Source organism: Paenibacillus sp. (assembly GCF_048976745.1).
In the GTDB taxonomy this organism is placed as follows: Bacteria; Bacillota; Bacilli; order Paenibacillales; family Paenibacillaceae; genus Paenibacillus.
This window is the reverse complement of the sequence record NZ_JBHGUU010000024.1, coordinates 227,734-250,612: the sequence shown is the minus strand read 5'-3', so window position 1 is coordinate 250,612 and position 22,879 is coordinate 227,734. Positions and strand designations below refer to the sequence as shown.

Annotated in this window: 13 protein-coding genes and 1 tRNA gene; 10 read left to right on the top strand and 4 right to left on the bottom strand. The window is 46.0% G+C overall.

Features of this window, described 5'->3' with window-relative positions; translation table 11 throughout:
- Positions 1-205 precede the first annotated feature (205 nt).
- The 7 genes from pstB to ACE3K2_RS26990 all read left to right on the top strand — a co-directional run bounded on the left by pstB (position 206) and on the right by ACE3K2_RS26990 (position 7,601).
- The gene (pstB, locus tag ACE3K2_RS27020; RefSeq protein WP_421897398.1) at positions 206-961 is read left to right on the top strand and encodes a phosphate ABC transporter ATP-binding protein PstB; all 756 of its coding nucleotides are present in this window, start codon (positions 206-208) and stop codon (positions 959-961) included.
- Positions 962-1,024: 63 nt separating this feature from the next.
- Entirely contained in the window at positions 1,025-1,684 is a 660-nt protein-coding gene (gene phoU / locus ACE3K2_RS27015; RefSeq protein ID WP_017689478.1) for a phosphate signaling complex protein PhoU, read from the top strand.
- 234 nt (positions 1,685-1,918) lie between these two features.
- Positions 1,919-4,573 carry a DNA polymerase I gene (polA, locus tag ACE3K2_RS27010; protein WP_421897394.1) on the top strand — a complete coding sequence of 885 codons (2,655 nt, stop codon included), beginning with the start codon at positions 1,919-1,921 and terminating at the stop codon, positions 4,571-4,573.
- 118 nt (positions 4,574-4,691) lie between these two features.
- Positions 4,692-5,519, top strand: coding sequence for a DNA-formamidopyrimidine glycosylase (gene mutM / locus ACE3K2_RS27005; protein ID WP_421897391.1), 828 nt, complete (start codon positions 4,692-4,694; stop codon positions 5,517-5,519).
- A 142-nt stretch (positions 5,520-5,661) separates the two neighbouring features.
- On the top strand, positions 5,662-6,435 hold the full coding sequence (locus ACE3K2_RS27000) for a manganese efflux pump (protein ID WP_421897388.1): 774 nt from the start codon (positions 5,662-5,664) through the stop codon (positions 6,433-6,435).
- Positions 6,436-6,444: 9 nt separating this feature from the next.
- Positions 6,445-7,041 (top strand): dephospho-CoA kinase, encoded by a 597-nt coding sequence (coaE, locus tag ACE3K2_RS26995; protein WP_421897385.1) that lies wholly within the window; start codon positions 6,445-6,447, stop codon positions 7,039-7,041.
- A complete protein-coding gene (locus ACE3K2_RS26990; RefSeq protein ID WP_421897382.1) occupies positions 7,038-7,601 on the top strand; it encodes a lytic transglycosylase domain-containing protein in 564 nt (187 codons plus the stop codon). The genes coaE and ACE3K2_RS26990 overlap by 4 nt, the downstream gene beginning before the upstream one ends.
- Positions 7,602-7,689: 88 nt before the next feature.
- Here the strand turns inward: ACE3K2_RS26990 and ACE3K2_RS26985 are convergent, their stop codons facing one another.
- Positions 7,690-7,911 (bottom strand): alpha/beta-type small acid-soluble spore protein, encoded by a 222-nt coding sequence (locus tag ACE3K2_RS26985; RefSeq protein ID WP_017689472.1) that lies wholly within the window; start codon positions 7,909-7,911, stop codon positions 7,690-7,692.
- A gap of 115 nt (positions 7,912-8,026) precedes the next feature.
- On the opposite strand from ACE3K2_RS26985, the gene nrdR reads away from it, so the two are divergent.
- Together nrdR and ACE3K2_RS26975 are read left to right on the top strand one after the other, a co-directional pair.
- A complete protein-coding gene (gene nrdR, locus ACE3K2_RS26980) occupies positions 8,027-8,494 on the top strand; it encodes a transcriptional regulator NrdR (RefSeq protein ID WP_026081166.1) in 468 nt (155 codons plus the stop codon).
- 184 nt (positions 8,495-8,678) lie between these two features.
- A tRNA-Ala gene (locus ACE3K2_RS26975) sits at positions 8,679-8,751 on the top strand.
- A gap of 196 nt (positions 8,752-8,947) precedes the next feature.
- On the opposite strand, the gene ACE3K2_RS26970 is transcribed toward ACE3K2_RS26975, so the two are convergent.
- Positions 8,948-12,580, bottom strand: coding sequence for an S-layer homology domain-containing protein (locus tag ACE3K2_RS26970; RefSeq protein ID WP_421897378.1), 3,633 nt, complete (start codon positions 12,578-12,580; stop codon positions 8,948-8,950).
- 396 nt (positions 12,581-12,976) lie between these two features.
- Here ACE3K2_RS26970 and ACE3K2_RS26965 point away from each other — a divergent pair, with 396 nt between their 5' ends.
- A complete protein-coding gene (locus ACE3K2_RS26965; protein WP_421897375.1) occupies positions 12,977-20,785 on the top strand; it encodes an immunoglobulin-like domain-containing protein in 7,809 nt (2,602 codons plus the stop codon).
- Positions 20,786-20,889: 104 nt separating this feature from the next.
- Here ACE3K2_RS26965 and ACE3K2_RS26960 read toward each other — a convergent pair whose 3' ends face one another.
- Both ACE3K2_RS26960 and ACE3K2_RS26955 read right to left on the bottom strand, forming a co-directional pair.
- Positions 20,890-21,828: an FAD:protein FMN transferase gene (locus ACE3K2_RS26960; RefSeq protein WP_421897372.1), complete on the bottom strand. Its 939-nt coding sequence runs from the start codon at positions 21,826-21,828 to the stop codon at positions 20,890-20,892.
- A gap of 9 nt (positions 21,829-21,837) precedes the next feature.
- Complete coding sequence (locus tag ACE3K2_RS26955; RefSeq protein WP_421897370.1) at positions 21,838-22,767, bottom strand: LysR family transcriptional regulator; 930 nt, start codon at positions 22,765-22,767, stop codon at positions 21,838-21,840.
- Positions 22,768-22,879: the final 112 nt, after the last annotated feature.

Below are 22,879 nucleotides of genomic sequence, written 5' to 3'. Positions count from 1 at the left end.
AGGCATCAGGAATCAGATTGATCATCAAGCAGATCATGAAGGTTTAGGATGTCTTTTTACATTCCGTTAACATGAAAGTGATACTGTTTTTACAATGAAAGGGTAGGATATTATAGATGGCCGAGCAGCGATGAACAATTATCAGCATCGGTCTCAACGTAAAGGGAGTTTCCGTGTCCCTGCAGCGAAGGAGAAGTGAACATCCATGAAGGACCTCATTCAAATTGATAAACTTAATTTATATTATGATACGCATCACGCGCTTAAAAATATATCGATGGATCTGCCGGAAAAAACCGTTACGGCGTTCATCGGGCCGTCAGGTTGTGGTAAATCGACATTACTTCGCACGTTAAACCGGATGAATGACATGATTCCGGGTGTTCGTGTGGAAGGACAGGTTATGCTGAATGGCTCTGACATTTACAGTAATGAGATTGAAGTGGAGACACTGCGCAAACGCGTAGGAATGGTGTTCCAACAACCAAATCCGTTTCCGAAGTCCATCTATGATAATGTGGCTTATGGACCGCGCTTGCACGGGGTAACCCAAAAGGCTGAACTGGATCAGTTGGTGGAACAGAGTCTTGTCCATGCTGCCCTGTGGGATGAAGTGAAGGATGTATTAAAAAAGTCGGCACTTAGTCTGTCCGGAGGACAACAGCAACGTCTCTGTATTGCTCGGGCGCTGGCTGTACAGCCCGACGTTCTGCTGATGGATGAAGCAACGTCCGCACTCGACCCGATCTCCACATTGAAGATTGAGGAGCTTGTGAAGGAGTTGCATCACAAGTACACCATCGTTATGGTTACCCACAATATGCACCAGGCGGCACGGGTATCTGGACGCACGGTATTTTTCCTGAATGGTGAAGTGGTGGAGGCAGCTGATACGGAGACGTTATTCTCCACACCGCAAGATTCCCGAACCGAGGATTATATCTCCGGAAGGTTCGGTTAAGCGAGCTGAGTTGGAATGATCCCGGCATAACCGGAGATGATGGACAAGGAGGACATGAAATCTATGATTCGCAGAAAAGAATTTGATCAGGAGCTTGAAGAGCTGCGTACCTTGCTCAAACAAATGGGTGAACATGTTGGAGCAGCACTGGATGGTGCTATTGAAAGTTTACAAACGATGAACGCCGAGAAAGCTCAGGTCATCATCAAGAATGATGCGAATCTGAATGCCCTTGAAGACAAAATTATGGAACTTGGCTCCAAACTGATCATCACACAACAGCCGGTGGCGAAGGATCTCAGACGTATAATCGTGGCCTTCAAAATTTCCAGTGATCTGGAGCGTATGGGAGATCTTGCTCTCGACGTGGCGAAGGTAACTCTCCGGATGGATGGCCAGAAGCTGATTAAACCTCTGGTGGATATCCCGCAAATGGCAGAAATCGTGAAATCCATGATTGATGAATCGATTGAATCTTTCCTGAAAGAAAACACAGATTTGGCCTACAAAATGGCTCAGACGGACGATCAGGTTGATCAACTGTACAGCCACATGATCAGTGATCTCTACACGTTAATGACAGAGCATCCTAATCAGGCTTCACAGGCTATGCTGCTGATGATGGTTGGACGATACATTGAACGGATTGGCGACCATGCAACCAACATTGGTGAGAGCACGGTATACCTGGTGACAGGGAAACGCCCGGATCTGAACCAATAGAAGAGTATTGCTTTAGAATTGGGAAATCAGTGCTGATTAGATAATGAAATCATATGAATGGAAAAGGACTTTCTCTCAGGTAGGCTGTGTCACAGCTGTCTGCGGAGAAGGTTCTTTTTTGCGAATAAAATGAAGTGAAAAGAGGCTATTCTTTTTGATGTGACAGGTGGGTATGGTATCATGAGAGTAGATGTAATTTGAAGAGATTGAACATATAACACGCGAGGTGCTGGAATGGACAAGTTTATTCTCATAGATGGAAATAGCATTATTTACAGGGCGTTTTTTGCAATGCCGCCTCTGACCAACTCGAAAGGTCTGCATACCAATGCGGTATATGGCTTCACTACGATGCTGCTGAGACTTCTTGAAGAGCATAAGCCTACACATGTCATGGTTGCATTTGATGCAGGCAAAATCACGTTCCGCCACGAAGGGTATCAGGAATACAAGGGTGGTCGGGAGAAAACACCACCAGAGTTGTCCGAGCAATTCCCGTTGCTCAAAGAACTGCTGAAAGGACTTGGCATTGCCCAGTTTGAGCTGGCTGGATTCGAAGCGGATGACATCATCGGAACGTTAACCAAACGCGCAGATGAAGCGGGCAGACAGGTGCTTGTTGTATCGGGTGACAAAGATATGCTGCAACTCGCCTCCGAACATGTACATATCGGGCTGACGCGTAAAGGGGTAACCGATATTGAACTGTATGACCCTGCTCAGATTAAGGAGCGTTATGGTCTGACGCCGCTGCAAATCATTGATCTCAAAGGTCTGATGGGCGATGCGTCCGATAATATTCCGGGAATTCCCGGAGTTGGAGAGAAAACAGCGTTGAAGCTGCTGCACCAGTTCGGATCCGTAGAGGATGTGCTGAACGGTACAAGTGAGCTGAAGGGTAAGATGAAAGAGAAGATCGAGGCTCACGCCGAAGATGCCCGGATGAGCAAACAACTCGCGACGATTCATCGGGAAGTTCCGCTGGAGCAATCGTGGGAGGATATGCAATTCGCCGGATTAAAAGAAGAACATGCCGGCCCTGCATTGGCCAAGCTGGAATTCAAATCCTTGCTCGAACGCCTGTCGTTCAGTGGCAGCATCGGTTCTGAACAGGAAGCGGTTCCTGCTGCCGAGGTGGAAACCTCCATTGCTACTGAGGATAATATAAGTGAGCTGTTCAGTTCCCTCGACTCTATTGATGTACTTCACGTAGAGACACATGGGGATAACCCGCATCAAGCGAAATTGATTGGACTAGCTGTAGGTTCTGCTGGATCATATACATTCATATCTCCCGAATTACTTCATTCCGAGGCAGCGGCTCCAGTGCGGGCATGGCTTGGTAATTCAGACCAGCCAAAGCGCGGGTATGATCTTCATCGCGTAGACCTGGCCCTGCATGCGCATGGCATTGAATTTGCTGGCGCGGCATTTGATGTACAGCTGGCGGCGTATTTGCTTGATCCAACGGAATCCAACCAGACGATTAGTGGACTTACGACCAAGTATGGTTTGCCATCACTCGTGGAGGATGACACGGTTATGGGCAAAGGGGCCAAGTATAAGGTGCCGGATGTGGAGATCTTGGGTGATTTCCTGTGCCGCAAAGCTGCTGCAGTCGCAGCCATTATTCCACTTCAGGAGCAGGTGCTGGAAACGGATGAGATGAATTCATTGTTCCATGAACTGGAGATGCCGTTGTCACGCATATTGGCGGACATGGAGAAACAGGGCATCAAAGCCAATACGGCCGATCTACAGGCTCTGGGTAGCGAGTTTGAAGAACAGATCAGCAGGTTGATGGCGGAGATCTACAAGCTGTCAGGAACGGAGTTTAATCTGAATTCACCGAAACAGCTGGGTGAGATTTTATTTGATAGACTGGGTTTGCCAGTGGTGAAAAAAACCAAAACGGGCTACTCCACAGATGCTGAAGTATTGGAGAAATTGGCTCCTTATAATGATGTGGTCAAGCATATTCTCCAATATCGTCAGCTTGCCAAGCTGCAATCCACTTATGTGGAGGGCTTGCTTAAAGAGATTTCGGATCGGGATGGCAAAGTGCATACGTTTTATCGTCAGACCATTGCTGCCACTGGACGACTTAGCAGTCAATTTCCGAACTTGCAGAACATTCCGATTCGGATGGAAGAAGGTCGCAAAATCCGGAAGGTATTTGTTCCTTCTGAGCCTGGATGGTCCATTTTGGCAGCAGACTATTCCCAGATTGAACTGCGTGTACTGGCCCATATTTCAGACGATGAGCGCTTGAAGGAAGCGTTTGTCAATGATATGGATATTCATACGAAGACCGCTTCGGATGTATTTGGCGTGAAACCTGAGGATGTGGACGGGGATATGCGTCGTTCCGCCAAGGCAGTTAACTTTGGTATCGTGTATGGAATAAGTGATTATGGTTTATCCCAGAACCTGCATATTACTCGTAAAGAGGCCGCGCAGTTTATTGATCAGTATTTTGAAGTCTTCCAGGGTGTGCGTCGATATATGGATGACATTGTGAAGGAAGCTCGCCAAGATGGGTACGTGAAAACGCTGTTGGAACGGCGTCGCTACCTGCCAGAGATTAATGCCAGCAACTTCAATCTGCGTTCCTTTGCAGAGCGTACAGCGATGAATACACCGATTCAGGGAACTGCGGCAGATATCATCAAGCTGGCCATGGTACAGATGGATGAAGCGCTGCGGGAACGCAAGTTGAAGAGCCGTATGTTACTTCAGGTGCACGATGAACTTGTTTTCGAAGTACCTGCGGATGAATTGGAACTGATGAAGGAGTTAGTGCCTTCAGTTATGGAAAAAGCATTGGAACTGTCGGTTCCGCTGAAAGCAGAAGTCAGCTTTGGTGATAACTGGTACGAAGCGAAATAAATCAAGCGCCGCGCGGTTTTCCCGGTATTTTACAATAGGCCTTTCCATGTATGCGATATAAGAAAAGGGTCCCGCTGAGCGTCATCTTCCGTTATAATATAGGGGAGGTGAGAACATCATGCCGGAATTACCGGAAGTCGAAACAGTCAGAAGAACATTGAATCAACTTATTGTGGGCAAAACGATTGATCATGTTACCGTTAGCTTGCCGCGGATTATTCAGCGGCCGGACGACATAGATGCATTTGCAATGGAACTCGCGGGACATACCGTGATTGGGGTGGAGCGCCGAGGCAAGTTTTTGCGTATTTTGCTGGACGGGCTGGTGCTTGTCTCCCATCTGCGGATGGAAGGAAGATACGGAGTGTACGAGCAGCATGAAGATGTGGAGAAACATACACATGTGATCTTCCATTTTAATGATGGTACGGAATTGCGTTATAAGGATGTACGGCAGTTCGGTACGATGCATCTGTTCAATACAGGTGAGGAACTGGTATCGAAACCTTTGCTGAAGCTGGGACTGGAGCCGCTTGATCCAGCCTTTACGGTAACTGCATTCCGCGAGGCGGTTGGCAAGCGTACAACCAAAATCAAGGCTGTGCTGTTAAATCAGGCATATGTGGTGGGTATCGGGAATATTTATGTGGACGAGGCTTTATTTCGCGCAGGTATCCATCCCGAGACCATCGCCAAAACCTTGACCGAAGCTCAATTAACGGTGCTCCACGAAGCGATTGTGGCTACGTTGCAAGATGCAGTGAATGCAGGTGGATCTTCGATCAAGTCCTATGTGAATGGACAGGGTGAGATGGGGATGTTCCAGCATCAACTGAAAATCTATGGTCGCAAATCAGAACCTTGTACAACATGTGGGACATTAATTGAAAAAACGGTGGTTGGTGGCCGTGGCACGCATTTTTGTCCGAACTGTCAGCTGCTGTAACATGAACTGAATGAACGAAATGATGAAATCATAGCACCCTTGGATTCCTCCCTCCATATACTGATATGGCAGAAATAAGCGGGCGTATACCCATACTGGCATCTTCAGTTGGCACGAGTACCGCACAGAGGAGGAGTCCGGGGTGCTGCATCATTTTATTTCATTGCTGGCGCTTGCTTTGGCGCTTAGTTTAGATGGTTTTGGAGTCGGGATTACATATGGGTTACGGAGGACTAAGATTCCCCTGTTATCTATCGCTGTTATTTCGATCTGTTCGGGATTGGTTATTGCCTTGTCGATGCAAGTAGGTGTGTTGTTGTCCCATGTGGTGTCACCGGATATCGCTTCGATTGTGGGAGCCGTCATATTGATAGGTATTGGCGCATGGTCATTGTTGCAACTTCTTCGAAAGCAAGGCAAAGAACAGCTGGAAACAGACACTGGAACGGGTGAGGGAAGAGAAGCAACGGTAACTGGGGTGGGAGAAGCACAACAGAGACTGGCGGATTCAAAGGGCAGAAATCAGGTGCTTGCACTGGATCTGGAGCAGTCGGCTTCAAGTGGATCACTGGAACGAATGGTATTTACATTGGAACTGCGTAAACTGGGCGTTGTCATTCAGATCCTTCGCAGTCCCTCCAAGGCGGATATGGATAACTCGGGGAGTATCTCTGCTCAAGAAGCGATGTGGCTTGGTATTGCCCTGTCTCTGGACGCGTTTGGAGCAGGATTGGGAGCAGCGCTTTTGGGGTTCCCTACACTATGGACAGCACTTATTATTGCACTGTTTAGTGGGGCGTTTCTGTCACTCGGCATGAAGGTTGGCCTACGATTCTCAGCTCTGCGCTGGATGCGAAGACTGTCTGTATTGCCAGCGCTATTGTTAATGATTATGGGAATAATGAAGCTGTTATGAGGTGAAACGATGAATATAGGCTTAACCGGCGGGATCGCGACAGGCAAAAGCAGTGTTTCCGCCTATCTCGCCAGTAAGGGAGCGTTGCTCATCGATGCAGACGTTATTGCCCGGGAAGTTATGATGCCCGGGCATCCCGTGTTGGCCGCCGCTGTTAAGCGGTTCGGACAAGCCATACTGAACGAAGATGGAACACTGAATCGGAAAAAGCTTGGAAGTATTGTTTTTGAACAACCCGAGGAACGAAAGGCTCTGGAGGCGATCACACACCCGGCAATCCGTAAAGAGATGCGTGAACGGGCTGCTGCATACGAATTGCAACATCCGGATAAACTTGTGGTGTCTGATATTCCTTTGCTCTACGAATCGGGTCTGGAAGATGGTTTCGAGGAAGTCATGGTAGTATATGTCCCGAGATCGGTGCAACGAGATCGCTTGATGGGTCGGGATGGAATGACTGCAGCACAGGCTGAGGCCCGAATGGATGTACAGATGGATATTGAGCGCAAAAAACAGTTGGCAGACATTGTCATTGATAACAGCGGTTCATGGACTGAGACGGAGCAGCAAATTGACTCATTTCTAAAGCGTAAGGGTTTGTTATGAGAGTATTACGCAAGAAACGAGTACTGCTGTTGATGTTTGTGTCCTTTGTACTGGTATTATTTCTGAATACAAACTGGATGGCGTGGTTCTATCCCATTCATTATAAGGATGAGATCCGTGCCCAATCTCAGAGCTATGAGGTTGATCCGTTTCTGATTGCTTCGATTATTAAGGTGGAGACCAATTTCAAGACAAGCAAGGAATCCAAACGCGGTGCCATCGGGCTCATGCAACTGATGCCGGACACGGCCAACTGGATACTGGAACAAGCCAAAATTCCCGACACTTCGCTGGATGAATTGAAGCATGAGCCGGAACGTAATATTCAGTTAGGCACATGGTATCTGCGCAATCTGTCTGATCAATTCGAGGGCAATGAAGTGGTCATGATTGCTGCCTATAATGCAGGTCCAGGCAAGGTAAACAGCTGGCTTAGAGATGGTGTATGGGATGGTTCGATTGATACGGTGAAAGATATTCCATTTGGTGAGACGCGTCACTATGTACAAAGGGTCATTTACTATTATAATCAGTATGTAAAGATCTATAATACGTTCTGAGTAAATATAAGTAGAAGCACAGAGCAGGCCGGTTTTCACCGGCCGCTCCATGCTCCTCTGTGTTGCGTATTACGTTACGATGCAGATATTATTGGTATTGACCTGCCAATTGCTGTTCTGCAATTGTTACCAGACGCTTCGTGATGTATCCACCGATCGAACCGTTCTCGTAAGAAGTCATGTTACCTTGGTATCCGTCTTGTGGGATGCTGATTCCGAGTTCTTGAGCAACTTCATATTTCATTTGCTCGAGTGCTGCGGAAGCTTTAGTTACCACCAGGTTGTTGGAGTTACCATTGCTTTGTGCCATTGCTGTTCACCTCCTCGCGGGTTGGTAAAAGTATTATGTGTCGGCAATACGTTTTTCATTACAAAATCAGTACAGGGAATATGTGGTAAAAGTAAAACATGGGAAGTGATCTGATTTGAAGTGTCCTTATTGCGGTTATATGGGTACCAAAGTGCTTGATTCGCGTCCGGCTAACGAAGCAAAATCCATTCGTCGTCGCCGGGAATGTGAGCAGTGTGCCCGAAGATTTACAACGTTTGAGATGATTGAGGAGACTCCACTGATTGTCATTAAGAAAGATGGCAGCCGGGAAGAGTTCAGCCGGGACAAGATTCTCCGCGGGCTTATTCGTGCCTGTGAGAAACGTCCAGTCTCCGTAGAGACCCTGGAGATGATGGTATCTGAAGTGGAGAAATCTCTGCGTAATACAGCTGATGCTGAGGTCGAGAGTCGCCAGATTGGTGAGTTATTGATGGAACAGTTGTTTCCGGTTGATGAAGTGGCGTATGTCCGTTTTGCGTCGGTATACCGCCAGTTCAAAGATATCAATATGTTTATGAAAGAGCTGAAATCCCTTTTGTCCAAAGACAATCTGGAGGATTAGTGAAGTGGGGAAAGGGAGAAGAGCAGTCTGGAGTTCCAGTCCGTGTGTACCAGAGAAATCGGTTGTTCTTCTCCAATCACTTTGGATCTTAAAAAGTGATTGACAGCGAAAGCTGGATTTTATATGATATAGGAGTCGCCTGTGGAACGTAGCAGTGCTGGACAAGTTATCTATTTCATATCCTGGGGCCTTAGCTCAGCTGGGAGAGCGCATCGCTGGCAGCGATGAGGTCAGGGGTTCGATCCCCCTAGGCTCCATAGTCAAGAACGCCATCACATTATTGTGATGGCGTTTTTTGTGGTGAAATAAATCAGAATATGCATTAATTAATTAGAACTTTTGGACTTGGGAACGAATATTCTAGATGTCAAAAAAAGTGCAGTTTGAGAACTAGGAGACCCATCCGGCTGGATATTGTCCAACCGGATGGGTCTGCATTTTCTGTACGCGCTCTCAATTAGCCGAATATTCGACGAATCTTACAAAGATCGTGGTTACTTCGGCGCGGCTGGCGGTTGCTTTGGGAGCAAAAAAGTTGTCCGGCTTGCCTAATACAATGCCGGTGCCCCGCAGTGCCTGAACGGCCTCAAACGCCCAAGAACTGATCTCAGTCTCATCTGCGAAGGACTTAGAGTGGCTTTCAGGTATCTCATAGCCCTTGTACTTCATGTAGTTGTACAGGATCACCAGCATCTGCTCGCGTGTCATCGGTGAATTGGGGTCAAACAGGTCTGCGTTTGTACCGTTGACTATACCTTCTTCGGCCGCCCACTCGGCTGCCGCCGTGTACCACTGTCCGTCCGTTACGTCGCTAAAGCGGGAACTCGTGTAGCTGGAGAGATTTACGTTCTCCAGATTGGCCAGTACTTTCACGAACATTGCACGCGTCATTGCGGTGCCCGGTGAGAACGTCGTGGACGTCGTACCGTTGAAAAGATCGTATGTGTAGGCTGAATTTACATCGTTGTAGAACCAGTCGTCCATGTTGGCATCCCTGAAAGGGTTGCCCGATATTACGAGGAAGCCCAGTGGGGTGGCGTCATCAAACACCAGCTCCGTACCCTCACGTATGTTCAGCGACAAGCCGTTGTCTAAGCTGATTCTTGCGCCGCTCAGTCCTACCACAACCGCGCCGCTACTCCGTATCTTCGATCCGTCAAGGATTTGCACTTGATTGCCGTTTGGCAGATTCACATGCGCGTCTTTGCCGCCTACTGTGATCGTACCGTCGCTCCCGATCGTCGAGCCGCCCGGAATGGTCACTGTGCTATTGCCACCGGGTAGTGTCACTTCGGCGCTTTTGTCGGCTGGAATGGTCAGCTTACCGTATGAGTCTATCGATGTGCCTTCGGGTACCTTAATCTCCGTCCCGCCCTTGTTCGTAATCGTGCCGCCGCCGGGTAGGGTGGTGTTGCCGTCTTTGTCTGTGATTGCGGGTTTATCCTTCGGTGTATTCACTGTGTAGGTCAACTTCGACATTCCAGCGTCAGTCCCGGTGTTCGTATTGTTGGTGTTGTGTGTATTACTACTGTTGCTTGTATTACTGGTGTTGCCCGTATTGCCTGTAGTGCCACCAGAACCAGGTACGGTAGGAGTCGTCGTCTTTGTCGGCATCGCCGTTACACTGATCTCCGCGCCGTCTCCCTTCGCGTTCACCGCAACGATCTTGAAGTTGTAATTTTGGCCGTTTGTCAGGTTATTGAAGGTATATTTGGTCTCCGTCGCATCCAATGTGACTGGCGTTACGTTGTTATACCATACCTTGTAGCCCAAAATCGCACTGCCACCATTGTCAGCAGGAGCAGTCCAGCTCAATGTGACCTGTACGTCACCCGCTGTCGCTTTGAAGCTGCTAGGCGCACCGGGCACGACAGGTTTTCTTTGCGCGAACATCCAATCAAAGACATCTGTGTAGTCGTTGTTCCAAGCCGGCAAGTTAGAGGACTGCGCTGTGGGAGCTATTGTCCAAGTTCCCATAGTGATCTCGTTGTAAAGAACAGCCGCTTCCACTTCATGCGCTATATAATCAGCCAGAACAGGTGTGTTGGCAGGATTCGGCCTCAGATTCGGCTGATCAAATTGATTGTAGGGCCACGTAAGTACCTCATTACTCTCAAAGCGGGAAGCTCTCGCGTTAATCATTTTTGGCATATTGTTATTGATGTAGTTATTGAGGTTAGACTGGTAGCTTCCAACATTATGAGCATTTAAAAACATCCAGTAGGCCAGGGTGTTGTGAGCATCATTGGCGTTAGCATTCGGTGAACCGCTTACCGGGGCCATAGGTGCGGCAGCAGCGAAGAAGCCGGGATAGCTGTTAACTAAGTTGTTGGTATACTGGCCTCCCCAGGAGAAGCCTGCTGCGTAAACACGGTTAGGGTCTACTTCGCCGCTGGTAATCAAGGCGTCTATGACCTTCTTAACATTCTCTGTGGAGGGAACAGATACGCCATTATAGGAAATATTCAGTACATGGCTGGCGTATTTATCGGGATTTTGTTCCATCTTTTTCATTAGAGCGACCGAGCCGTTGGCGGATTTCATGGCCGCTTTTTGGTCTGTCGCAGCGTTTGTGCCGCCACGTGACATGCCATGAGTATAAACATACAGCGGCAATCCTTTCATCACGTTACCGTCTTCACCCTTGTGAAGGTAAAGCGAACGATTGACCGAATTGTCCGTGAATGTTGTAAATTTATCGAGGATTGGATTAACAACCTTTTCCTGTTCAAAAACCACGTTGTGAAGCGGATTTCCTTCTGTCAGTACGATTTCATCTTTTTGGACAACGGTGTAAACCTGCTTTGTCGAGTTACTGCTGCCATCCAGCGTTGTATTGCCGCCGCTCTCTGAATAAAACTCAGACTCAATGACGATGTAACGACCGCTCGCCAGTCCGTCCTGATAATCGGGTGAATTGCTTACCGGCCCCACATAGCCGCGTACCTTCGGTTCTTCATTAGCGTATACCCTTGTGATTTTGCGTGGTCCTTCAAAGGTCACTGCTTCGCCGTTCAGGGTCGTGTTCCTAGCCGACAAGGCAAACAAGTCGGGATGAAGCGCGGAGCCTAACGCCGACTTCCCCTCGCCTAAATCAATGATAACAGCCGTTGTGTACTCACCACTGGCGAAGTTGTCATTCCATACGATAAAAGGGAGTATGCCCGCGTCCGGATCGTTTTTGAATGTCACATGAATGGTATGATCAGCCTCAATATTCGAAAAGGTATAAGTGCCATCAAATAGAGTCACGGTCTCGCCGTCTACCGTTACGGTATCCACAATTTTACCGGAGTCGGGAACAAACGTAATTTCTTTGTTAGAGCCTCGATCTACTCTTAGAACATCGCCGGGTGGAATCGACGTTATTTGGCCGCCCGGACCTGCAGTTGCGGTAATTGATAATCTGGTGTCTAACTCATGGGCTGGGATGAGCTGCAGGCTGTCTGTAAATGAATCAGAGCTGTTATAAGCCGCGTCGGGAATTCCAAAAGAGGAAACGACTTCATAGCGATCAGCGCCTTGTTCTGTCGAGTTATTGATATAGACCTCAAAGGTAAGCGTTCCCTCCTGTAAGATCAAATTTCTTTTGGGTATTCTCATCTCCACGATATATCCTGTTTCCGTGATCTGGGTCCATGCTGCTCTGCCTGGAGCGGCCTGCCCTGAAAACACACCCGTCGAGCTGACGCGCCATTGGTTTGAGCCTCCGGTTCCGGTACCAACATAAAACTCCAGGCTGTCATACCGATGATCTGCGCCAGCTCCCTGATATAGATTACTGTCATTCACAACTACGCGGGCATAAAGGTAGTCATGATCCCAAAGGATTCTTGCTGTGCCCGTGGCATGGGGTCTGGGGTCGGTGGGCACCGTGCTTTTGTTGATGTGATGCTCCATGGTTTGGTCCCAGAGGGGATCGTTTGACCCGAGTTCGGGAGTTCCAAAAATGGCGGTTGGTGTTTCATTCGTTACTGCTGAGATCTCGATGTCTTCATTGTCGGCAGCATAGCTCGTAGGCATTAGCGAGGCCACCATGACCAAGCAGCAAAGGAACGCGAGCATTTTGCTAAATCGTTTTGGCATAGATTGCAATCCTCCTTATTTTTTGATCCGGTGCGCTCATGGTTTCACCTGCACCATATTTGGAAGCGTTTTACAAGCGCCCAACTATATATATTATGTTCCTCAGGTGTTCAATCCTTTAATTTAAACCTAGCGTATATTTACAAATGAAAACGACTACTTCGAAGTATAGTGATAGTGTTGCAGTCTGCATTAATTTCAAATTGCAATAAAAAAGTCCACGTTATTAACATGATAGTACATTGAATAGAAATCGTTGAAGACGTAATATGAGAAGGAATGTAAGCGCATTCATTATGAAAAGGGGATCTCTATCTCCTTGAGCGAGGTGGTCTTGATTTAAAGGTAAGCAATGGGGTTGTATACAACAGAAAATTAAACGAAGGGGAGAATGCTATGCGAAACCGAATTTCAATCATAACGTTAGCTTTACTTTTAACCTTCAGTAACTGTTTGAATCTTGTTATGCCATTGAACAATCTAGCTTCAGCGGACACAATAACACCAACGATGTTGGGGCATTATCCATTGCTTGAGGATGTACAGGATATATCAGGTAATGAAAAGCATGGAACGGCCGTAGGAGATATTACGTACACCGATGGTCTCACTCTACCTGGGGGAACAGATAGTAATACGAACTACGTTCAGCTTCCTACGGGTTTGTTTGATCATCAAGAAAATACAACGATTTCTGTATGGATTAAAAGTAACACGGGAAGTGGGAACTTCTCCGCATTATTCTATGGTACGCCAGCAGATGGCAATAACTTGCCAACGAATTACTGGATGTTGAATCCATCGAATCCAAGCGGTGATTTTAAGTCAGTATTTACGAATAGCAATAATGTTGACCAGCCTTGGACGACTGAGGTAGGCGTATCAGGCACTTCTACGTCACAGTACAAAGGTCAATGGGCTCACTATACGACGGTCATTACAGAAAGCTCTATTACAGGTTATATTAACGGGGTTAGTATCGGCACGGCCGCCAAAGAGAAAACAACAGCAAGCTTTGGTACGGATTTGCAAGCTTACATCGGTCGCTCCAATTATTTAGGGGATGCTACTTTTGCAGGCAGCTTTCAAGATTTAAGAATTTATGGAGAAGCACTAAATAGTGAGGATATCGCTGTAGTATATGAACAATCATTTAATGAAAAGCAAGTACAACAAGGCAAAATAGAGCTAACGTTAGGTGATATATCGGCAGTTACAGAATCTCTTGTACTGCCCACTGAAGATAAGAATGGCGCAATGATATCATGGACTTCCAGTGATGAGAGTGCGATTAGTCCAACTGGTGAAGTGATCTTACGAGAAATGGAACAACAAGTGACTTTAACAGCATCCATCTCTTTAGGTGGGAGCCAAGCAACGAAGGAGTTCGTGGTTACCTTATTGCCTAAGGATGACTCTATTGAGCAGAATGCCGTTCAAGAAAAGTTGCTAAACGATGATCTGCTTCTTCATTACAACATGAAAACGACTGCCGAAATAGACGGTCAACTCGTACTGAAGGATGTTGCCAACAAGGAAGTTACCTTTGATGGGATATTTAAAAATCCAGACCATGGGCAATTCATTTCAAATAGTGAAGTTGGCTTTATCTCCTTCAATGGCGGGAGCTCTACATCTAATAGTGGCTATGTTGAGATTCCTAAGGGCTCAAACGGACTAGATCTATTACAAGGTCTGAATGAGATTACCGTATCTTCCATCGTGAACTGGACAAATGATGGTACAAATCGCTGGATTTTCGGTTTGGGTACGGTGTTAACACCGGAAACGAACAAGTATTTTTTCATAACCCCACGTCACGGCAGTGGATCCGGCAATATGATTGCTACAGGTATATCCAAAAATGGCTGGCCGAACGAAGCATTAATTACAGGCAGTGCAAACTCCAACCTGATCGGTGGAGAGTGGAAGCAGGTAACGGTGTCCTTCTCCGAAGCCAGCAACAAGATGACATTATTCGTTGATGGAGCTAAGGTTGCTTCAGGTAATGCGAAGGGACTAAAGCTGTCAGACATTATTAATCCGGATGTTACGTTCTCTGGTTTTATCGGTAAGTCCATCTTTTCGAACGATCCGTATCTTCAAGGTAGCATGGCTGATTTCCGAGTATATGATCGCGCGTTGACGGAGCAGGAAGTGGGCGAGTTATATCACCAAGAAGCAGTAACTCACATCTCCCAAATACGTCAGCTCACGGTTGATGATGCAGCGAATCAACTTAACATCGGTCATTACTTAGACGAGGCAGATCAGAGTGCTGAACAGATAACGAGAAATGTTAACTTACCGACAAGCGGTAAAAACGGCGTAAACATCACTTGGAGTTCCAGTCATCCTACGGTTATCTCTGACAGTGGTAATGTAGAACGTCCAAATGCTCAATCCAGTGATGTTCAAGCAGAGCTTACGGCCACTTTAACATATCAGGGAGTATCTACAACTGCTTTATTCCCTGTTACGATCTTGAAGCAATTCGATGATCAGCAGAAGGTTGATCTGGATGCTGAACAATTAGAGATTTACAATGCAGATAACGTTAAAGGCAACTTACGTCTTGTTACTTCAGGTGAACAAGGCTCCACCATTACATGGACATCTAGCAAGCCGGCGGTTGTTAAAGGAACCGCTGAAGCAGCTGGTAACGTTGCACAGCTAGGATGGGTAAGCCGTCAATCTACGGATATACCCGTTACACTAATTGCTACAATCACGAATGGTGCAACTTCCAAAGAGCGTACGTTTGACCTTACGATTAAACAGGCAGCTGCGTCAGTACAGCTTGATGCGTACTTCTTTGCTTACTTTACAGGTGAATATGAGGGTGGTGAAGAGATCTCCTTCGCTACAGCTGAAGATCCATTGTATTGGAAAGCGCTGAATAATGGGAAGTCTATCCTTCAATCGGACATGGGTGAAAAAGGACTTCGTGATCCATTCGTGATCCGGTCAGCAGAAGGGGATAAATTCTATATGCTGGCAACCGATTTGAAAATGGGTGAAAGTACAGATTTCGACCAGGCTCAAATTACAGGCAGTCATTACATGATGGTTTGGGAGTCGGAGGATCTCGTGAATTGGAGCGAGCAGCGGATGATCAAGGTTGCGCCCAAGACGGGAGGAAATACGTGGGCACCAGAGGCGATCTATGATCCGGTAACTGGAGAGTATATCGTATTTTGGGCATCATCGATGAAAAATACAGAAACATATGGTGATTACAACGGAAGGCCGGAAGGTCAGTACAATGTGATGTACTACGCAACAACAAGAGACTTTTACAACTTCTCAGAGCCAAAGGTCATGATTGATGAGTCACTTCCAACCATTGATACAACGTTTATTGAGCATGATCAGATGTTGTATCGTTTCACCAAATCAGAAGTGAACACAAAAGTGTATGTGGAGAAAGCACCAACTTTCTATTATGACAAGGACGGTATTGCAGCAAATGGCCTTCAATACGACGCTGTTCCGGGTACACGTGATAACAAACTTGGCTTGATCGGAAAAAATGGAAATAATGAAGGGCAAACGATTTTTAAAGATATTCATAAAGACAAATGGTATCTGTTCCTTGATTCCTGGCCATATCATGTACGGTATACAACTGATCTGGATAGCAGCACGCAATATATGAACAATGTGTTAAGCAGTGATCAATATGCACTTCCGCCAGGGCCACGACACGGAACGGTGATTCCAATCTCACGTGCAGAGTATAATGCTTTGCAAGAGAAGTATGCATTGAAAGGTCCAACACCATCCACAGACCCGGTTGTACATTACTCATTTGATGCAGATACAGTGAATGGTACAACGTTGAACGACATTTCTGGTAATGGCCATCACGCAACACTCGTAGGTGGAGCAACGATTAATGAAGAGGATCGTATCGGTAAAACGGGTGCTTCGCTAGAGCTTAATGGTTCAACAGGATATGTGAAGCTGCCAGATCATTTGATTCAATCCTTGAATCTGGAGAAGGCTACGTTCTCTACATGGGTTCAAATGGATAAAAATCAAGCCAATCAAAGAATATTTGATTTTGCTTCCGAAACAGGCAGACAGGTTAACCGTAATACGATGTATTTGAGTACACAAGGGGATACAGGTAGTTTAGAGTTCGCTGTCGTAACCCCTTTTACTGAGAAATTTAGCAATGACAGCACGAAACTCGGATCAGATTATAAATATGCAGTGAGAAATGCCGACCTTTTACCAACGAAGGCTTGGCAACATGTTGCCATTACAATGGATGAATTTGATGCAGTATTGTATGTGAATGGTCAAGAGGTTAAACGCAGCTCGACATTTAACGTGGAGCCAAGAATGTTACTGGAAACAACGATGAATTATATTGGTAAATCGAGAAACGGCTCTCATAGTCTATTTGATGGTAAATTGGATGATTTCCGTATTTATAATCGTGCATTATCCGGTGAAGAGATTACAACATTAGCGGATGAAGACGTTACTCCTCCAGTAGAGCAGCCGTCTGGGGCTGAGCTCATTCTTCACTATGATATGAATGATATCGATCGTGCGACTGCGACGGTTACTGACCAAACAGGTCACTTCAACGGAAAATGGATGAACCCGTCTAAGGCAGAATGGATTCGTACTGAAGATGCGGGTGTGCTGAGCTTTACTGGGGGCGGGGCGGACTCCTATGTAGAGCTACCACCAGGAGTTCTCGATGGATTAACAGATATGACCGTTTCATCCATTGTGAACTGGAGCGGTAAAAACGCTGCGGAGTGGTTATATGCATTAGGAAGACCAGACAATAATACGCACTATACGTATTTCACACCACGTTATAACGCTAATGGTCTGGCTCGTTTAGGGATCGCAACAAATGCCTGGAATAATGAGTCTTCAACTTCGACCACGGGTTTAAAGAACAATGAATGGAAAGTAGTTACGACTGTTGTTTCAGGCACGGATGGTACACTAACGCTTTATATTGATGGTGTTGCTGTTGCTTCAGGCTCAACAAATGGAATGACGCTGGAACAAATAAAAAATACTTCAGGCAGTAGTGGAACCATCGGTAAGTCATTCTATCCAGCTGATCCATACTTTGGCGGGTTGATTGCAGACTTCCAAATCTATGATGGTGCGATGACTGCGGCAGATATTACATCACTTAAGGCTCGTGCAGATCAGAAGATTGCTAAAATGGAAGGTATGCTTGTATCGGCTGCAACAGAGAAATTAATGATGGATGATCTCCTTGCTTCGAATACATCCAAAGATGCGATTATAAGCAATGTAACACTGCCAACATCAGGTGCGTATGGAACAACAATAAGCTGGTCTTCAGATAAGGGGAATGTAATCTCAACTACAGGTGCTGTAACCAGACCAGCTAACGCAACGGGTGATCAAGTTGTAACCTTAACAGCGGTATTTACAGATGGTACAGAGACCGTTAACAAAACCTTCACGTTGATCGTTAAGGCATTGCCGAGCGATTCCACTTCTGTAGATGAAGCCAAAGCAGCACTAGTCGTTCATAACATTACGGATGTTAGAGGTCATATAACACTACCAGCATCTGGACTATACGGAACAACAATTACTTGGGCTTCTGCTCAACCAAACGTCGTTTCAGTGAATGGTGAAGTACAACGTCCGGCGCACGGTAGTGGACATATAGACGTGAAGCTTACAGCTACGATTACATTAAATTCAGCATCCACTACGAAGGAATTTATTGCAAAGGTGAAGGAACGGCCTGCTGATGAAAATTACGCGGGATACTTCTTCACATATTTTACTGGAGAAGGTACTTCAACAGGTGAGCAAGTTCACTTTGCACTAAGTAACGGCAATGATCCGTTGAACTGGCGAGAATTGAATGAGGGTAAACCTGTATTGACATCTACCTTGGGGGAAAAGGGGGTACGTGATCCGTTCATTATCCGTTCGCCTGAAGGTGACAAGTTCTATATGATCGCTACGGATCTGAAAATTAACGGCAATGGTAACTGGGGCAGAGCACAGACATGGGGCAGTCGTTCCATTATGGTGTGGGAATCGAATGATCTAGTCAACTGGACAGATCAACGCATGGTAGAGGTTGCACCGGAAGAAGCGGGTAATACCTGGGCTCCAGAAATCATGTACGACAAGACAACAGGTGAATATATCGTATTCTGGGCATCAAGAATGTTTGACGATGCATCTCATACCGGTAGTGCATATCAAAAAATGATGTATAGCAAGACAAGAGATTTCCATACGTTTACGGAACCGCAAGTATATTTGGATTACGGCTATTCCATCATTGATACAACGATGATTGAGCATGATGGAAAAGTGTATCGTTTTACGAAGGATGAGCAAGACAACGGAGCTTCTGCTCCATTTGGCAAAATGATCTTCCAAGAGGTTGGTAACTCGATCTTGGACCCAGCCTTCAAGATGATTAATCAAGGTGTGGGTAACATGAAATGGGTTGAGGGTCCAACGATTTTCAAATCCAATACAGAGGAAAAATGGTATTTATTCGTAGATGAGTTTGGTGGAAGAGGTTATATTCCATACGAGACAACCAATCTTGCATCAGGAGTCTGGACATTATCTTCCAACTACAACTTACCCGCTAGTCCGCGTCACGGAACAGTCATTCCCATTACACAAAGTGAGTATGATGCACTCAGTGGGAAGAACGTACCCGTTAGCGGAATTAGCTTGGACAAATCGACGTTGTCCATCGTAGAAGGTCAATCAGGGCAATTGACAGCTACCGTATTCCCAGCTAATGCAACGAAAAAAGCAGTAACATGGAACTCTAGCAATCCAGCTGTAGCGACTGTAAGTGCGACAGGTCTAGTGACAGCTGTGGCACCAGGAACGGCAAGTATTACAGTAACTACAGTCGATGGTGGTATATCATCCAGTGCTACGGTTACGGTAACACCATTGGTTGATGGAACACCACAAGCACCAGGCAGTGGTAATGGAAATGGTGGCGGTAATATCCCTGCTACAGCACCACCAGCTACAGGTGGAAGTAAGCCAGTGGTCATGAACAACGGAGAAATAACCATTAAGCCAGTCGTAAATGAGAGCGGTACTTCTGAAGTGAAGTTAAGTGCAGATACGGTGAAGCGTGCGCTTGATCAAACGACAGGCGGTAAGCTGCAGGTGCGAGTTGATGGTGATCAAAGCTTGAACGAGCTAATTATTGAGCTGGCAGTAGATCCACGTTTAACAAATGGAACGTCTACGGTAGATCGCATCGAGATCAACACAGGCTCAGCAGTCGTAATCGTGGCAACGGAAATGCTTGGAACAGGAACAAGCTCAGGGAAAACGTTAGGATTGTCGCTTAAGAAAATACTAGCTAATCAACTGTCAGCTGGTGCACAAGCTGGGCTAACCGATGAGGTCGTATACGATATCGAGTTAACGATGGATGGTAAGAAGCTTACAACGTTTGATGGTAGAGATGATCTCCTGATTGCATTGCCATACACATTAAAGGCTTCCGAAAATCCAAACAACGTCATCGTATACATTGTGAAGGACAACGGTGAGCTGAGCGTGGTGACGAATGGTAAATACAATGCAGCGACAGGAAAAGTAGAGTTCAAACCAACGCTTCCTGGCAAGTATACGGTAGCCTATGTTGCAACGAGCTTTAAGGATGTGACCCAAGACTGGGCGAAGGATGCAATCTCAGCATTGGGAGCAAGAGGTATTGTGAAGGGTGTGGGCGACGGCGAGTTTAATCCAAATGGTCAAGTGACAAGAGCAGAATTCATCACCATGCTGATGAATATGTTGGAGTTATCGGATGAGCGCGCATCGACAAGTTTTGGTGATGTGAAGCAAGGCGAATGGTACCACGGAAATATTGCAACCGCGCAGAAGCTGGGGATTGTGAACGGAAAACCAGATGGAACATTCGGAGTTCATGAGAACATTACACGAGAAGATATGGCCGTGATGGTATATAAAGCGATCCAAATGAAGCAACTAGCGCTGTTAAATGGTGAAGCTACTGCCTTCAAGGATGAAGCAAACATCGCAAACTATGCGAAGCAAGCGGTAGAGGCAATACAGGGAGCGGGCATCATAAACGGTGTAGGTAACGATGAGTTTGCACCGAAGAAAAATGCCAGCCGTGCAGAAGCAGCAGTGATGATTTATAAACTGTTGGTTTTGATGTAGGCACGTGCTCCTTGCATCAAGGAATAACAAAGCCAAAAACGTTACCACTTCTTGTGGTAACGTTTTTTTTGCATACCTTTACTAGCATCAACGTTCTCATCACTTTAGATTGATATCGGATGGATTTTTCCCCTAAGATTCTCGGTGTACGCCAGGTCCCCTTCAGTTGTAATTACGGCAGCCTCGATATGTTTTATTTGATTTACTTTATGAATAATCGAGACCGCATCTAACCCAAACAATTCTGTTGTATAGGTATCACAGTCCAGCGATCTATCCGCAATAATCGTTAACGAAGCAATATTACTTTGGATGGGATATCCTGTTTTACTGTTGAATATATGATGGTACTGCGTTCCTTCCTTCTCTAAAACTCGCTCATAGATGCCGGAGGTCACGACGGATTGTTCCCTGATACTAACGAGTGCGGCTGCATTGCCTCTGGGTAAAAAAGGATTCTGTATTCCAACCTTCCAGTGACTGGAACCGGAGGGGGAATCGCCATGAACAAGCACATTTCCGCCCATATCAACCATAGCAGAGCTAGCTCCATTGTTCTTGAAAAATGCCATCACTTGATCGGCAAAATAACCTTTAGCGATAGCTCCAAGGTCGATCTCCATGCCCTTTTTTAATAAATGTACGGTTTGCTGCTCATCATCAAGCTGTATATGCTCCGGATTCAACAGCTCCAGCACCGCTTTAATATCTGCATCATGGGGCACCTGTGCCTCACGGAAACCAATTCTCCACAACTTAATTAAGGGACCTATCGCAATATTCAAAAAAGAATCTTCGTTCATACTGTGTTCTTTGCCTATTTTGATGAGATCGTACAGTTCCTTGTCTACGTTGAGCGGATATGTTGCGGCTTCTCTTTTAAGCACAGCAAGCTGTGAGTGATCACTGTTGGCACTAAAGACTTTCTCATAACGGAACAACATGTCCGCTGCTTCCTGAGCGAGTTCTTCAGCATCTGTCCCCTCGATATAGAGGGATATTTTAGTTCCCATAAGAGGGATCGTTTTCGTAAAAGTGTTCATAACTGCCTCCTACACTGCACATTGTTGTCCATGATTCAGAAAAGTATGGATAAGGTCATGATCAACGCTAGTCAGCTTTCTTTCTCCATGATGAGCTATAAAATAATCCAAACTGATCTTATCAATCGGAAGGGGATAGATGTTGTATTCCGAGGCACGCTCCTCGATATGCACACTTTCAGGTACAATGGTCACGCCCATATTATGTTTTGCAAGGTTTAATACCGTTCGGATCTCGTTACTTTCCATCACGATGTTGGGTTGTATCTTGTATACACTAAGTAATTGATCAATCTGTTTCCGGATCGCAGAGCCTTTGGACGTTAGAATGAGCCTTTGATTCAAAATGGTGCTGATATCAAAAGTTCCCTCCGGAATCACTGCAACATCCTTCTGATATAATTCACAGCAACGTGGAATAACCGCCCGGTAACTGTGCCTGCCCCAGCTAACGAAGTTCACGTTTGGGGATATACTGCTCGAATTTTGACCAATCCAGAAGTCCAACTCATTATTTTGGAGGCGCTTCTCGTTTTTCTCCGGTAGATCCTCAACAAGGTTTATTGAACAAGCAGGATGAAGCTCCAGAAAATCCGGTAAAAAAAGGGGTGTTAAATAGGAACCAAGGCTGGGAAGAATCCCGATCCGTAACACCTTATTGCTGACATCCGATACATATGAGATTTCCCTCATAAGCTTGGCGTAGCTGTTTTCGAGTGAAGTTAAGTATTGATAATATATTTTTCCTTGCTCGGTTAATCGGTAAGGAAGTTTGTTGCGAGTGATTAACTCACAGCCCAACTCAATTTCAATTTTCTTGATCACCTTTGTGAGGTAGGGCTGAGATATGTAAAGGGATTGTGCGGCCCTGCTATAGTTGCTGTATTTCAAGAGGCTGTCGATGTAACATAAGATATCCTGAGATTCTAATTTGGACATGTCTCTCATCCTTTGTGAAAAAAATAACAAACTTTAAATTTGAGCTGATTATAACAAATTGGTTATGAAACTGCAATGAATAACTATTAGATCAATCTATCATTCATATGTT